The organism is Kouleothrix sp. 19917 (genome assembly GCF_057073505.1).
In genome coordinates, this window is the sequence record NZ_CP097099.1 from 7,054,197 (window position 1) to 7,069,296 (window position 15,100).

The 15,100-nt window shown below is 65.5% G+C and carries 13 protein-coding genes; 12 read left to right on the forward strand and 1 reads right to left on the reverse strand.

Annotated elements, in window-relative coordinates; all coding sequences use genetic code 11:
• Positions 1–61: 61 nt before the first annotated feature.
• The 10 genes from M1P90_RS28510 (at position 62) to M1P90_RS28555 (ending at position 9,645) form a co-directional block, all read left to right on the forward strand.
• Positions 62–1,066, forward strand: a complete 1,005-nt coding sequence (locus tag M1P90_RS28510) for an NHL repeat-containing protein (RefSeq protein WP_483699095.1) — start codon at positions 62–64, stop codon at positions 1,064–1,066.
• Between the two features lie 347 nt (positions 1,067–1,413).
• Positions 1,414–2,265 carry an SDR family NAD(P)-dependent oxidoreductase gene (locus M1P90_RS28515; protein WP_483699096.1) on the forward strand — a complete coding sequence of 284 codons (852 nt, stop codon included), beginning with the start codon at positions 1,414–1,416 and terminating at the stop codon, positions 2,263–2,265.
• Positions 2,262–3,773 carry a flavin-containing monooxygenase gene (locus M1P90_RS28520; RefSeq protein ID WP_483699097.1) on the forward strand — a complete coding sequence of 504 codons (1,512 nt, stop codon included), beginning with the start codon at positions 2,262–2,264 and terminating at the stop codon, positions 3,771–3,773. Before M1P90_RS28515 ends, M1P90_RS28520 begins: the two co-directional genes overlap by 4 nt.
• Positions 3,774–3,809: 36 nt before the next feature.
• Positions 3,810–4,865: an NAD(P)/FAD-dependent oxidoreductase gene (locus tag M1P90_RS28525; protein ID WP_483699098.1), complete on the forward strand. Its 1,056-nt coding sequence runs from the start codon at positions 3,810–3,812 to the stop codon at positions 4,863–4,865.
• A 112-nt stretch (positions 4,866–4,977) separates the two neighbouring features.
• Complete coding sequence (locus M1P90_RS28530; protein ID WP_483699099.1) at positions 4,978–5,898, forward strand: cytochrome c biogenesis CcdA family protein; 921 nt, start codon at positions 4,978–4,980, stop codon at positions 5,896–5,898.
• A gap of 296 nt (positions 5,899–6,194) precedes the next feature.
• Entirely contained in the window at positions 6,195–7,274 is a 1,080-nt protein-coding gene (locus M1P90_RS28535) for an NAD(P)-binding domain-containing protein (RefSeq protein ID WP_483699100.1), read from the forward strand.
• Between the two features lie 43 nt (positions 7,275–7,317).
• A complete protein-coding gene (locus M1P90_RS28540) occupies positions 7,318–7,755 on the forward strand; it encodes an NUDIX hydrolase (protein WP_483699101.1) in 438 nt (145 codons plus the stop codon).
• Between the two features lie 389 nt (positions 7,756–8,144).
• Positions 8,145–8,627: a hypothetical protein gene (locus tag M1P90_RS28545; RefSeq protein ID WP_483699102.1), complete on the forward strand. Its 483-nt coding sequence runs from the start codon at positions 8,145–8,147 to the stop codon at positions 8,625–8,627.
• Positions 8,628–8,629: 2 nt separating this feature from the next.
• The gene (locus M1P90_RS28550; RefSeq protein ID WP_483699103.1) at positions 8,630–9,043 is read left to right on the forward strand and encodes a phage holin family protein; all 414 of its coding nucleotides are present in this window, start codon (positions 8,630–8,632) and stop codon (positions 9,041–9,043) included.
• Positions 9,007–9,645: a hypothetical protein gene (locus M1P90_RS28555; protein WP_483699104.1), complete on the forward strand. Its 639-nt coding sequence runs from the start codon at positions 9,007–9,009 to the stop codon at positions 9,643–9,645. Before M1P90_RS28550 ends, M1P90_RS28555 begins: the two co-directional genes overlap by 37 nt.
• 163 nt (positions 9,646–9,808) lie before the next feature.
• Here M1P90_RS28555 and M1P90_RS28560 read toward each other — a convergent pair whose 3' ends face one another.
• Positions 9,809–12,703: a hypothetical protein gene (locus M1P90_RS28560; RefSeq protein ID WP_483699105.1), complete on the reverse strand. Its 2,895-nt coding sequence runs from the start codon at positions 12,701–12,703 to the stop codon at positions 9,809–9,811.
• A gap of 259 nt (positions 12,704–12,962) precedes the next feature.
• On the opposite strand from M1P90_RS28560, the gene M1P90_RS28565 reads away from it, so the two are divergent.
• Together M1P90_RS28565 and M1P90_RS28570 are read left to right on the forward strand one after the other, a co-directional pair.
• Positions 12,963–13,487 carry a GNAT family N-acetyltransferase gene (locus tag M1P90_RS28565; RefSeq protein ID WP_483699106.1) on the forward strand — a complete coding sequence of 175 codons (525 nt, stop codon included), beginning with the start codon at positions 12,963–12,965 and terminating at the stop codon, positions 13,485–13,487.
• A 103-nt stretch (positions 13,488–13,590) separates the two neighbouring features.
• The gene (locus M1P90_RS28570; RefSeq protein WP_483699107.1) at positions 13,591–15,009 is read left to right on the forward strand and encodes an isochorismate synthase; all 1,419 of its coding nucleotides are present in this window, start codon (positions 13,591–13,593) and stop codon (positions 15,007–15,009) included.
• Positions 15,010–15,100: the final 91 nt, after the last annotated feature.

Genomic DNA, 15,100 nt, shown 5'->3' on the forward strand with positions numbered 1-15,100 from the left:
CCCTACCCGCGAATCACATTCCAACGTGAATGAAATTGCAGGACAACAAAGGGGGGCGGCGATGCGCTGGCAACGATTGGTGTGTGTGGTGGGGATGGCGGCGCTGTTGGCGGGCTGTGGCGGCGCGGCGACGAATAATGGGGCGGCGCAGGCGTCGCTGCCGTTGCGCAACGAAGTGTTGAGCGATGTGCGCCTGGTCGCGCAGCCGGGCGGATTTGCGACACCGTGGGATGCAACGCCCGACCCTGACGGTCAGCAGGTCTTCTTTACTGCCAGCGGCACGGATGGCGTGGGCGTCTTGCGCGTGCCAGCGGCCGGCGGCGCTGATGCGGTGGTGCTTGCCAAAGGCGCGCCCTTTGTTGCGCCGCGTGGGCTGGCGATCAGTAGCGACGGGCAGCAGATCTACGTCGCTGACGCCGAGGCGAAGGGCGACGATGGCATGACCGGGCGCGTGTTTGCTTTGCCGGCGGCGGGTGGCACGCCTGTGCCTCTGGCTGGCACGGCGGGCACCGCGCCACGTGGCCTGGAGATCGCGCGCGAAGCGAACGGCGACGTGCTGTACCTGGCGGGCAATGTTGCTGGCAGCAGCGAGCCAGCGGTTCTGAAGATTGCGCTTGCCGGTGGGGCCGCGCCCGAGGTCGTTGCGAAGGGCGCGCCGCTGATCGAGCCAACCGGCCTTGCGATCACCAAAGACGGAACCGTGCTGGTAGCCGATCGCGCTGCGGCTGGTGCGGGCAAGGGCAGTGTGTTCCGCATCCGCGCGGGCGGCAAGGCCGAGCAGATCGCGGGGCCGGTGCGCACTGGCACGCCCGTGGTTGGCGCGGCCCTCACGCTCGAAGAATCGGCGCTGCTGGTATCTGCCCTCGCGCCCGACCGCGACAGCGCGCAGGTGCTGCTGGTCGAGACGGGCTCGCTCAAGCAGGGCATTGTGAACAAAGTGATCGAGGCGAATACGGGCTCGGGCGGCGTACACCGCGCGCACAACCGCAACGTCTTCGCCTGGGCGGACTCGACGCTGCCCGGGCCGGGGCGCAAGGGCGGCGGGGTGTACCTGCTGACGCCGTAGCGCGCTTGTAGCGCAGTAGGGGTTGGGGAATAGGAATTGGCGGCCGTGATTGAGGCTTCTGCTCTGTGCAGAAGCCTCAACTTTTGCACCTCCAGCGGACGGCGGCCAGCGGTTCAATTACGCCGTCGCGGGTTGCGTTTGGCCGAAGCTCGATCCATTCGGGACTTTCGCTTGCAGCGACGCATAGCATCAATCCTTGTCACTTTTTTGCGCCGCGGCGCAAAAAAGTGACAAGAAAAAGAGAGTCTTCCTTGCTCGCCGCAGGCGTAAAATCCGTCTGAACGAAAGTCTTGGCATTCGACAATGTGGTATCATCCCAATCGCGTTTTCAGTGCGAGGAGTGATACATGACCGCCGTTCAGCAGGTTGCCATTGTCACGGGTGGCGCGTCGGGCATTGGCGCGGCGCTGTGTCGTGCGCTGGCTGCGCGTGGCCTCGCCGTGGTGGTTGCCGACATCAACGCCGACGGCGCGGAAGCCGTGGCGGCCGCGATACGTCAGCGTGGCGGCACAGCTGTGGCGCAGCACGCCGACGTGGCCGATGCCAGCAGTGTGACGCAGCTTGTGCAGCATACGGTCGCGACGCACCGGCGCATCGACTACATGTTCAACAATGCTGGAATTGCTGTTACTGCCGACGCGCGCGACTTGCGGGCCGAACACTGGCGCCGGCTGATCGACGTCAACCTGCTGGGCGTGATCCACGGTGTGCAGGCTGCCTACCCGTTCATGGCGCAACAAGGCCACGGCCATATCGTCAACACCGCGTCGCTGGCGGGCCTGCTGCCCTACCCAACCAATCTGCCCTACGCAACCACCAAACACGCCGTCGTTGGCTTGTCGCTTGCGCTGCGCATCGAAGCCGCCGATCTTGGCGTCAGGGTCAGCGTTGTGTGCCCGGGCTTTGTGCAAACCGGCATTGGCGCGGCCTCGCCAACGCTGAATGTGAACGATGAGCCAATGCAGCACGAGCTGCCATTCAAATTCATGGATGCGGATGACGCGGCGCAGCGCATTCTCGCTGGCGTGTGGCGCAATCAGCCGGTGATCGTTTTCCCCTTCTACGCGCGCGTGCTGTGGTGGGCGTACCGTCTGCGCGTCACCTGGCTCAGCCCGATTGGGCTTGGCCTGATTCGCGAGCTGCGGCAGCGGCGATTGCCCGTGCCTGCTGGGCGCCAGCGCGAGGAGCAAGTACGATGACAGCCGAACATTTCGATGTGCTGATCGTCGGCGCGGGCCTTGCGGGCATCGCTGCCGCCTATTATCTCCAGACGCGCTGCCCGGCAAAGCGCTTTGCCATGCTCGAAGGGCGCGATGCACTTGGCGGAACCTGGGATTTGTTTCGCTACCCGGGCGTGCGCTCTGATTCGCATATGCACACCTTTGGCTACGCCTTTCGGCCCTGGCAAGCAAGCGGCACAATCGCCGAAGGCCCGGCGATTTTGAACTACCTGCGCGAAACCGCCGAAGCATACGGCATCGACCGCGCGATCCGGTATGGCCATCGTGTGCAGAATGCGGCGTGGTCGTCGGCTGATGCGCGCTGGACGGTGGAGGCCGAGCGCGGGCCGAACGCCGAGCCGGTTCAGTTCACCTGCAATTTTCTGTATATGTGCAGCGGCTACTACGACTACGAGGCTGGCTACACGCCCGAATGGCCGGGTGCCGAACGCTTCGCGGGCCGCACCGTGCATCCGCAATTCTGGCCGAACGACCTCGACTATGCGGGCAAGCGCGTGGTTGTGATCGGCAGCGGCGCAACGGCAGTGACGCTCATTCCCGCGCTGGCCGAGCGGGCCGCGCACGTCACCATGCTGCAGCGCTCCCCGACGTATATTGTGCCGTCGCCATCGCACGACGCGCCAACCGAGTGGCTGCACCGGCACCTGCCCGAGCGACTTGCCTATGCGGTTGCGCGCTGGCGATTGATCCTGCTCGATATGTACTACTACCGGGTCATACGGCGCAAGCCCGCGCTTGCGAAACAGATGATACTGCAATTCGTTCAGCAGGAGCTTGGGCCGGGCTATGATGTCGCAACGCACTTTTCGCCCGCCTACAACCCGTGGGATCAGCGCCTCTGCCTCGCGCCGGATGGGGATTTGTTTGCGGCGATCAGGTCGGGGAAGGCGTCGGTGGTGACCGACCAGATCGCGACATTTACGGAAACCGGCATTCGGCTCGTTTCCGGGCAGGAGCTTGCGGCCGACATCGTTGTGACGGCCACGGGGCTGAGCCTGAAGCTGCTGGGTGGCGTGCAGCTCGCCCTTGATGGCGAGCCGGTTGAGCTGTCGCAGACAATGAGCTACAAGGGCGTGATGTACACCGGCATCCCCAACCTTGCGTCGGCGATTGGCTACACCAACGCCTCGTGGACGCTCAAATGCGAACTCACGGCAACCTACATCTGCCGCCTGCTGAACTACATGGATCGCCACGGCTTCGTGCAGTGCATTCCCCGGCGGCAGGAAGGGGTGGAAGCGAATACGCCGATTGTCGACCTGACCTCGGGCTATGTGCAGCGCGCGGCCAGGATGCTGCCCCGGCAGGGCTCGCGCAGGCCGTGGAAAATGAACCAGAACTTCCTGCATGACCTCCGCAGCATCCGCTTCAGCCGCGTCGACGACGGCACCATGGCGTTTGCGCGGCGCGGCGAACGTGTGGCGCAACCGGCAAGCGCAGATCGCGCCCTGACGCCATTGGGATAGGGAAACCGGGGCGCAGAATATCGAACGGAGTTTCGCATGACGCACCTGGCAATTATTGGCGCGGGCATGGCCGGGCTGGCGGCGGCGCGGAAGCTCAGGCAGCGCCGCCCAGATATGACAATTACTGTGTTTGAAAAAAGCCGTGGGCTGGGCGGGCGGGTAGCCACGCGCCGCCGCGATGGCTTTATATTCGACCATGGCGCGCAAAACCTGCGCGCGCCCACGCCCGCCATACAGCATCTGCTCACCGCCGAGCTGCCCGCCGACCTGCTGCACGATATTGGCCTGCCCGTGTGGCTGTTCGACACAGCGGGCGCGCTGGCGCAGGGCGACCCGGCGCAGAATGCCGAAGCGAAATGGATCTATCGCGATGGCTTGAATCGCCTGGGCAAGCTGCTGGCCGATGGCATCGACGTGCGGCGCGAAGTACGGGTCGGGCGCATTGCTGGCGCAGCGGGCGGGCGCGCGCCTTTCACATTATTCGACACGAATGGCGCGCCGCTTGGCAGCGCCGACATGGTTTTGTTCAGCGCGCCCGCGCCGCAAAGCGCCGACATCCTGGCGGCCAGCGCGCTCGACGAAAGCGTGAAAACGGCGCTGCTGGCCGAATTGGGTCGCGCGCGTTACCGGCGCTGCATCTCGCTGGCGCTGGCCTACCCGTGCCGCATCGAGCGGCCCTTCTATGCGCTGCTGAACAGCGACCGCGCCCACCCGATCAGCTGGCTGGCGCTGGAGCACAGCAAAGCCCCCGAGCGCTGCCCGCCCGGCAAGAGCCTGATCATTGCGCAGATGGCGCCCGCGTGGAGCACCGAACACTGGGAAACGCCACCCGACGCCTTGCAGGAACAGATTGCGCCACTGGTGGCCGCGCTGCTGGGCGAGGGGCTGGGCGCGCCGCTGTGGAGCGACCCGCAGCGCTGGCGCTACGCCCTGCCCGATGCCACCGCCGATTTCGAGACGTTAAACGCAAGCGCCAGCGGCTTGTTCTTTGCGGGCGATTTTGCCGCCGGGCAGGGGCGCGTGCACCTCGCGATCGAGAGCGGCTGGCGCGTGGCCGAGCTGATTGCGCGCACGAATATTTCGGAAAGCTGAACAAACGTTTAGTCAACCTTAAGACTCTCGCCAGCGCGCCCGATGTATAATACGCTGGTAGCAAACGTTCAATCTACAGTACGATTGCGCCCAAAGACACAAGAGGATGCGTATGTCTGCTCCTGAGATCGACGCCACGCCCGCAGCGGCGCGCACATTTCCATATCGCGGCCTGCTGATCGGCCTGGGCATTGCGCTCGCGCTGGGCGCAATTGCCCTGCTCAGCCTGCGCGGCGCGTCCGCCGGGCTGACGCCGGCCGGTAATGGCAGCGTGCTGGTGCTTGCGCCGGCGGCCTTTCTGGCGGGCGTGTTCAGCTTTCTTTCGCCGTGTACGCTGCCCATTCTGCCGGCCTACTTCGCCTTCACCTTTCAGGCTAGCCGCGAGCGCATTGTGGTGATGACAATCGCTTTCTTCCTGGGTTTGGCGACCACGATGGTGGTGCTGGGCGCGAGTGCCACCGCGCTGAGCCAGCTGCTGTTCAGCCACCTCGGCGCGCTCACAACCGTGGGCGGGCTGGTGGTGATTGCGTTTGGCATTATGAGCATGCTCGGCAAGGGCTTTGCGGGCGCGCAGCTGCTGAACCGCCCAACTGCGAGCATCGCTGGCTCGTATGTGTATGGCGCGACTTTTGCGCTGGGCTGGACGGCATGCGTCGGGCCGATTTTAGGCGCGCTGCTGACCCTGCTGGCGACGCAAGGGATTGCGGTGCTGCAGGGCGCAGTGCTGGCGTTTGTCTACGCGCTGGGCCTGGGCATGCCGCTGATCCTGATGGCGACCTTCTTCAGCCGGCTCGGGCGTGGCTCGCGCTTCTGGCAGTTTATGCGCGGGCGCGGCATTGATCTGAACCTCGGCTTCACCACCCTGCACCTCCATACCACCAGCCTGGCAAGCGGCTTGCTGTTAGTGGTTGTGGGCGTGCTGCTGGCGAGCGGGCAGCTCACTCTGCTGAGCCAGTGGTCGCAGCAGACCAGCATGGGCGAGTGGGCGGTGAGCCTTGAGCAAAGCATCGAACGGCTGTTTTTTGGCCGCTAGGCGTGAACAGGCCGATCTTGCCGGTGCCGGTGTCGCTCGCTGCGATGCCGGCATCTGCTTTTATACGAGTAGTCAAGAGACAGAAGTCAGGATTCAGAAGCTTGCACTTCCCTGAACGTGGTATAGTGCCCGTGTTTTGTGGCGCGATTTGTGGAGAGAACGCAAGCACGAAGACACGAAGGGTAGCGAAAACCACGAAGGCACGAAGACACGAAGGAAAAATGCACGTTTCTAATGCTAGTATTCTGACTCCTGACTTCTGACACCTGACACCTGACACGAACATTGAGGATCTAATGAGCGAATCTCCTACGGGCGCGGGCCCAAACTACGACGTCGCAATTATCGGCGCTGGCCCAATTGGCATCGAGCTGGCGGTGTGCCTGCAACAGGCCGGTGTGCGCTATATTCACTTCGACGCGCAGCAGATCGGCTACACCATGACGTGGTGGCCGCGCAATACTAACTTCTTCAGCACCACCGAGCGGCTGGCAATCGCGGGTGTGCCTATTCAGAACAACCACCAGCAGCGCATCACCGGCGAAGACTACCTGGCCTACCTGCGCGGCGTGGTCGAGCAGTTCGACCTCGCCATTCACAGCTACGAGCCGGTGACGCAGATTGCGCGCGATGGCGAGGGTTTTGTGCTGGAAACCGCGCCGCTGGCCGGCGCGCGCCGCTACCGCGCGCGGCGCGTGGTGGTGGCCCTGGGCGACATGCAGTGGCCCAATAAGATCGGCGTGCCCGGCGAAGACCTGCCGCATGTCTCGCACTATTTCCGCGACCCGCACGACTATTTTCGCCGCCGGCTGCTGATTGTGGGCGGCAAGAACTCGGCAGCCGAGGCCGCGCTGCGCTGTTGGCGTGCCGGCGCGGAAGTGACGATCAGCTACCGCCGGCCGCGCCTCGATTCCCAGCGGATCAAGCACTGGCTGATGCCCGACCTGGAAGCGCAGATCGAGGCTGGCGTGATCGGCTTCCTGCCCTCGACGGCGGTGCAGGAGATCACGCCCTCGCATGTGCTGCTGGCCCCGGCCGAGGGCGGCGCGCCTTTCGCGCACCCAACCGATTTTGTGCTGCTCAACACCGGCTTCCACGGCGACCAGAGCCTCCTGCGCATGGCGGGCGTCGAGCTGGTGGGCGAGAATCGTGTGCCCGTGTTCGACCCGGCCACGATGGAAACGAACGTGCCCGGCCTGTACCTGGCTGGCACGGTTGCGGCGGGCGTGCAGCAGCGCTACACCCTGTTCATCGAGAACTGCCACGAGCACGCCGGCAAGATCACGCAGGCGATTACCGGGCGCTGGCCGGCCCGGCTGGGCGGCGTGGCCTCGCGCAACTACGAGCTGTCATTTGAGCAGATTCAAGCGAATTAAACGCGCATTCAAGCGCATTCGGCGCTGGGCGCGGAGCAAAGGTATGACTGAAAATAACAGCAAACTGAAAATGCGGCGCGCGGCCGGCTGTGTGGTGTATCAACATAACGCGAGTGGCGCGCTTGAGCTGCTGCTGATCAACGACCGCTATGGCGCGTGGTCGCTGCCGAAGGGCCACCTTGAGAGCGGCGAGTGCGACGAAGAAGCGGCTGTGCGCGAGGTGTGGGAAGAAACCGGCGTGCGCGGCGCGCTTGGTCCGCTGGTTGGGCGGATCGAGTACATGGTGCGTACCAAAAAGGGCCAGCCGCGCCTGAAGCGCGTTGCCTTCTTTCTGCTGGAGGCCGCACCGGGCGTGATCACGCCGCGCGCCGAAGAAGGCATCTGCGCGGCCGAGTGGTTCGCGCCCGAGCCAGCGCTGGCTCGCCTGAGCTACCCGCAGGTGCGCACCATTGTCGAGCAGGCGCTGCGCCTCCTGGCGTAGCCGGGTGTCGGCCAAAGGAACGAGGGCGAATCGCCCGGGCGGCGGATGTGACGCACACGGTTTTAGCCTATACTAGCGCTGTAAACCTTGATATATACACGGTCGCACGGCCCGCCTTCATCCGCCGCCCGGTGTGCAGCGGTTTCACAACACAACTTGCGCCGTCCGATCTTCTTCCCTCTTCCAGGCCGCCCCCGCAGGCGGCCTTTTTGATTCCCTGTGGCACGCTCTGTGCTATAGAATAAATATCTAGATAACGGTGGAAGTGGGGCGGTTGAGAAGAGAAACGCCACTTTCCGCTGTTTTTTATTTCTGTTGGGCGATGATGCCTAACGCAATTGGGCCGTGCCGCGTGTGGCACTGCCCGGCAGGAGCAAGGAGGCAACTTCATGACCTATGACCCCAACAACACCCGCGGCGCATTCGAGCGCGAAGTGGACCGCACCAGCGACAAAGCGCACGACACCGTTGATCGCGCTACAGAAAAAGTCCACGACGCAGTCGATACGGTCGCCGACAAGGCGCAAAATGTCGCTGACACCGTGCAGGACAAGGCGCAGCAGGCCGGCGAAAAGGCCCAGGAACTGGGCCAGCAGGCGCTCGACCGCGCCGACGCAGCTACCACTACGGTAGGCGAGAAGATGACGGATGCCGCCCAGACCATTCGGCAAAATGCGCCGGCCAGCGGCACGCTTGGCAACGTGGCCGACACGGCTGCCACCACCCTCGACCGCGCCGGCACCTATCTTCAGCAGCAAGACCTGGCCGACATGCGATCCGATCTGGAAGGCATTATTCGCCGCCACCCAATCGAGTCGCTGCTGGTGGGCCTGGGCGTTGGCTACCTGCTGGCGCGTAGCACGCGGAGGTAGGCATGGCCTTCGAGCGTGAGCGCGACGTTTCGATCGCACAGCTGGTGGGCGGCATTGTTTCCGACGCGCAAGTGCTTGTGCGCCAGGAAATCGCGCTGGCCCGGCAGGAAGTTCGCGAAGAGCTTGGCCAGGCGAAAAGCGGCGCGATTAAGCTGGCGATTGCTGGCAGCGTGCTGGCGGTGGGCGGGCTGCTGCTCGTCCTCGCGCTGGCGCAGGGCGTTGCCGATTTGTTCGACTGGCCGACATGGGCTGGCTATGCGCTTGTTGGCGTGCTGGCGGCGATCGTGGGGGGCGTGCTGCTGAGCACGGCGCAGAAACAGCTCAAGGCGGTGAAACCAGTTCCTGAGAAAACCGTTGAAACGCTGAAGGAGAATGTCGAATGGATCAAAGATCGGACGACATCCGACAAAACATAGACCACACCCGCGATGCACTGACCGAAAAGCTTGACGCGCTGGAAGTTCGTGCGCGCGAAACATTTGATATCAAGCATCAGGTGGCCGAGCGCCCGTGGGTGGCGCTTGGCGCGGCGGTGGCGGCGGGCTATATGCTTGGCAGCATGGGCGGCGAAAGCGAACCGCGCTACGAAAACAGCGCGCAGCAGCAGCCGGCGGCCGGCACTGCCACACACTACTATCAATCGGAACCGCGCACGCGCGACAGCTTTTTGTCGCAGTTCGACGACGAGATTGATATGCTGAAAGGGGCGGCAATGGCAACCCTAACGAGTTTTATCCGCGACGCGATCCGTGAGTTTATACCCTCGCTTCAGGCGCAAGCCAGCACGAGCACGCCTGTACGCGGCACGCCATCCACGGCGCAGGGTGTCTCGATGCACGAAGCGCGCGACCAGCCGACGATCAACAGCGAGGCCATCCCCATGACAACCAGCTATGGCTCGAACGAGGTTGATCGCAGCGCCGAGCACGCAACGCCCTACTACCCACCGGTTTCGAAGGCCGACGAGTACCAGGCCGAGCGCGAAGCGGCGGTTGGCGCGACGCGCGCGAATCATTAGGGACGGACAGAAGTCCACAGATTACGCAGATTACACAGATCAGGCTTTACACATCTGGAGTAATCCTAGTTTCTTAATAATGCCCGAAGCAGCGTAAACAATGGTGTTTGCGCTGCTTTTATTTGTGGAAGAAAAAACTTTCCCTCTCTCATCCCCTCGCTTCCTACGCCCACCAGCTATCGATCTCGTCGATGGCGCTGGCGGCGGCGAGCAGCAGATCTGGCCCACCAAGCTGCGCGAGCGTTGGCGCGGCCCATTCCAGGCAGCGCAGCATTTCGGCGCGCCCAAGCCGGGCGGCTTGCTGAAAGGCATGTGCCAGCGCCTGCTGCGCCAGTGCTGCATCGGTGGGGGCGGCTGCGCGCGCGACTGCCGCCAGCGCACGCGTCTGATCGAGTGGGCGGGCGATGCCACGCGCTAATGCGAACGCTTCGCCCAGCTCGCCGTGGGTAGCGAGCGCGCCGGCGACCGCACCCTGGTAGCGGCTGCGCTGGTCGGGGTCGCCGAGCAGGGAGATTTGTTCTTCTGCGCGCAGCAGCAAGCCCTGGCCGAGTAGCGGCTCGGCAATCGCCATCAGGGCACGCAGCCGTTCGCCGGGCAGCTCGATGCGCTGGGCCAGGGCGTGCGCGTGGGCGGAATGGCCGGCGCGCGCCTGGGCAAGCGCAAGATCGGCGGTGGTGCGGGCGCGCTGCTCCGCCGACACGATCTGCTGGGCCAGCGCCAGCGCCTCGTCCCAATCGGCGGTGCTGGCCGCCAGGCGCGTCAGCTCGTCGAAGGCCCAGTCGCGCTCGTCGTCGTCGCCAATTGCCTCGGCCACGATTCGCGCGTCTTCGGCGTTGCCAGCGCGGGCCAGCGCCACCGCCACGCGCGACTGGGCGCGGTCGCGCTCTTCGTCTTCTTCCAGCAGCTCGGCGGTGCGCAGCGCCACCTCAAGCTGGCCGAACATGGCCTGCGCGGCCGCCAGCTCGGCTACCAGCGGCGCGCGCTCGTCGCCCGAAAGTGCGGGCAGCTCGGCGGCAGCGGTAGCCAGCGCCTCACTGGCGTTGGGTGGCCGCAGCAGCGCCAGATCGATCAGGGCGCGCGTGCGAATGGCGCGATCTTCGGCGGTGCCGATTGCTTCCAGCGCGGCCTCGTGATGCCCGCCCGCCGCCAGCGCCGGGGCCACCAGCGCCAGTGCCCGGTCGAGCAGGCTGGCATTCGTGACGGGCGCGAGGTGGCCGATGGCGTGGGCCGCACCGTGGCGGGCGGCGTCGCAAGCCAGCTCGGTGCGCGCCCACGCGATGGCTGTTTCGGTCTTGAGCGTGCTCAGCACCGTTTCGCCGCGCTCGCTGTCGCCGGCACGCGCATGCCCAACGGCAACTTCGGCCATGGCCCACTCGTGCATGGCGGCGTGGCCGACCGCATAAGCGACTTCTTCGGCGCGGGTGCGCTCGCCACGCGCCAGCAGCCAGCGCACCACCTCGGTTTCGACCATGCCGCGCCGCTCGGCGTGCCCGATGCGCGTGGCAATGCCGAGCGCGGTTGGCGGCATGTTAATCGCCAGAGCGGCGCGGGCAAAGGCGGCCAGCGTTTCTTCGCGCTCGTCGCGCCACTGGCGCGAAGGCCCGGGCGTCTCGAGATCGAGCGCTTCCGACAGCATGCGCATGGCCGAGGCGCGCATTCTGTGCGCGTAGCAAACCTCGCCAAGGCGGCGCAGGGCCTGGGCTTTGGCGTGGCCGTCGGGCACCTGCGCCAAAATCTCACGCACACGGCGAAGGGTTGGCTCGCGCGCGCCGCCCGCCGCCACTGCCGCTTCAAACACCTCGGCGGGCGCGTCGGCGGGGATTTGGCGGCCCAGGTGGGCCAGCACGCCGGCCAGCGTGGCGTGGCGCACCAGCCGCAGCAGGTCGCCGCCCGCCGAGGCGCGCAGCACCCAGGCAATGTCGCCGGCCGCGTCATGGAGTGTGCCGCTCTGACGCTCGCGTGCAACCGCCCAGCTGCGCGTAGCCAGAACCGGAAGTGCGGCCTCGCTGATGGCGGGCGTAGCCAGCGCAGCGTGGCGCGCAAGCGCGTCGAGCAGCGGTCGGTGGGCAGAATCGAGCGCGCCAGCGAAGTGATCGCCGGCCTGTTTTTGCACAAAGCGCACGAACGCGCCATGCGCCTCGGCCAGGTCGTCGTCGCGCTGGGCGCGCACAAATGCGCGCGTGACGGGGTGGTAGAGCTGCACTTGCTCGTCGACCAGCTCGAAAAACGGCTCCCAGCGCTGCAGCCAGCGCTCAACTGTTCGCAGCGGCGAGCCAGCGATTTCGGCCAGCAGCTCGGGCGCGAGTGGCGCGGCGCTGGCGGCCAGCAGCATGGCAAGCTGGCGGCCCGTTGCATCCATCTTTTCCCACCAATAGCGCTGCAGCGCCGCGATGCCGGTGGGCAGTTTCGCGGGGGTGAGCACGCCAGCCTGGCACAAGCCCGCCGCGAGGCGCGCAAACAGTGGCGAGCCGCCCGCCTTGCTGGCAATCGCTTCGGCCTGCTCGGGGCGGCTGCCCCAGGCGCGCGCAATCGCCGCCAGCGACTGCTCGGTTTCGTTGCCGACGCGCACAGCGGCGTGCGGGGGCAGGGGCAGCGCCGCGTCGGGCGCAGTGGCCTGAATAATCACAACGCCGGGCGGAACCTGTGCCGGCCAGATCGGCGGAAGGGCCAGGGCGTGGTCGTCGGGCGGGCGGCCAAGCAGCAGCACCAGCGGGTCGGCGGCGGGGCGGGACGCGCCAGCTTCGGCCAGCAAGCGCTCCAGCGTGATCGTGTCGCGGCCAGCGGCGGGCGGCAGCAGGGCGGGCTGAAGCTTGCCAAGCGCAAGCACCTGCGCGCAGGCCGCCATCACGCCCGCGCCGGCATCGTCGGCGGGGAGCCAGACCGCATAGGGGCGCTGGGCTGCCAGCATGCACAGCAGGGTCGTCAACCCGCTGCCGGGCGTGCCAAGCAGGGCAATGCGGCGCCCGCCGCCCGCTGCTATCTGCTCGTCGAGCTGGCGCAATGCGCCAAGGCGCGGCACGGCCGTTGCAACACGTTCGGCAATGCGCCGCGTCTCCATAGCCAGGGCGGGCGCGCATTGGGCGTGGAGATGCGGAAAATCGGCAACGGCGCTGATGGCTGGCGGCAGTGGTGCTATGCTCGTTCCTTGCTCGGTTCGGCGCGGTACTCGCTGCCGCGCGGCGTGCAGATGAGACTCTACCGCAGCCGGAAGGCGCGGTCAAGCGCCATGCTATACTGCATCCCGATCGCGAGCCGGTATCGTAGGTATAGACAGAGGTGGTATGAGCGATTCAGTGCTTCTTCAAACGGAACGTTTTGTGCTGACAACCCTGGACGAAAGCTGGGCCGACGAGCTGCTGGACTACCAGATGCGCAATCGTGAGTTCTGGCGCGAGTGGAACCCGCTGACGCCCGATGATTTCTACACGGTTGCCACGCAGCGCGCGCGCCTGCGCACCGACGCCGAGCTGCTGCGCCAGGGCCTGGGGCTGCGGCTGTATGTGCTGCGCAAAGCGGCCGAGCAGGGGCCGATTGTGGCCGATTTTGCCTTTAATAATATCGTGCGTGGCGCGTTTCAATCGTGCTACCTGGGCTATAAAACCGATGCTGGCGCAATCAACCAGGGCGTGATGACCGAGGCTCTACGCGCCGGGATTGCCTACGCCTTTGAGGAAATGAAACTCCACCGCATTGAAGCGAATGTGATGCCACACAACGCCCGCTCGCGCCGCGTGGTGAGCAAGCTGGGTTTTGCCGAAGAAGGGCTGGCGCGTCAGTACCTCAAGATTCACGGGGTGTGGGAAGACCATATTCACTATGTGCTGCTGAACGACGCTGTGTAGGCGTGGCAGCCGGCCTGTGGCCCGGCCCTGGGCGGTGCCGGCTTGAAAAAGTTGTGATTTTTGGTACAATTACTGCTGTAATCTGCCTTAGAAAGGCATAGTGATGATACTCGACACCGCAATTACCATCCAGGAGCATCGTCTGGCGTCGCTGCTTGCCGAAGGCGTGCGGCAGGCGCGGGAACGCAAACGCCCCGTGCTGGTGAGCACCGTGCTGCGTGCCCCGCAGTACGACCCGCTGGTGTTTTTCGATCACGGCGCGCGGCTGGCCGACGAGCGGGTGTTTTGGTCCTCGCCGAGCGGCGACATGGTGCTGGCAGGCGTGGATCGCGCCTGGGATGTCAGCGCCAGCGGCAGTGCGCGCTTTACACATATTGCCACCGCTTGGGCGGATCTGTGTGGCGGAGCATTGCTCGACGATCCGTTTGGTATGATGGGCACTGGCCCGATTTTGATGGGCGGCTTTTCTTTCGACCCCTTACGCCCTTCCACCGAGCTGTGGGCCGGCTTCCCCGACGGCCTGATGCTGCTGCCGCGCTTTCTGCTGACGCGCGCCGACGGCGCAAGCTGGCTGACGATTAATAGCGTGATTACGCCCGAAAGCACGCTGGCCGCCGAAACCGAAAAGGCGCAGCGCGTCTACGAGCTGTTTGACGGCGACGGCGAGCTTGCGCCCATTCCGCCCGGCACCATCCGCCACGCCGAAGATGTGCCCGAGGCGGCTGCGTGGCAGGAAATCGTGCGCGAGGTCGAGCGCAATTTGCGTGGCGACGGCGAGCTTGGCAAGGTCGTTCTGGCGCGGCAGTATCGTGTGCAGGGCCGCACGGTGTTTAACCCGGCGCGCGTGCTGAACCGGCTGCGCGTGCAGTATAACGATTGCTTTCTGTTTGCGGTGGCGCGCGGCGAGCGCTGCTTCCTGGGCGCGTCGCCCGAGCGGCTGGTGCGGCTGCGCCACGAAAATGTGCGCGCCACCTGCCTGGCCGGCTCGATTGCGCGCGGCGCAACGCCCGAAGAAGATGCGCAGCTTGGCGAGGAATTGCTGGCCAGCGCGAAAGACCGCGCCGAGCACGAGTTTGTGGTGCGCGCGATCTGCGACAACCTGGCCGAAGTCTGCGGCGGGCGGCTTTCAACTGGCCCGCTTTCGCTGATGAAGCTGCGCAACATTCAGCACCTGTTTACGCCAATCGTCGGGCGGGTGTCGCGCGGGCGCAATATTCTCGATCTGGTCGAGCGCCTGCACCCAACGCCGGCAATGGGCGGCACGCCCCGCGAGCCAGCCATGGCGATGATTCGTGAATACGAAGGCATGGATCGCGGCTGGTATGCTGCGCCGGTGGGCTGGATCGACGCCCGCGGCGAAGGCGAGTTTGCGGTCGCCATCCGCTCGGCGCTGCTGCGTGGCACGCAGGCGGTGCTGTTCGCCGGCTGCGGCATCGTCGCCGGCTCCGACCCGGCCCGCGAATACGCTGAGTCGTGCCTGAAGCTGCGCCCGATGCTCTCGGTGCTGGGCGGCGGCGCGTAACGCACAAATCAAGACGGAACGGCGTTGTTGCCCCACAGAGGCGCGGAGCGCACAGGAGATCAACCCTGGTCTCGGTGTTCTCTGTGCCTCT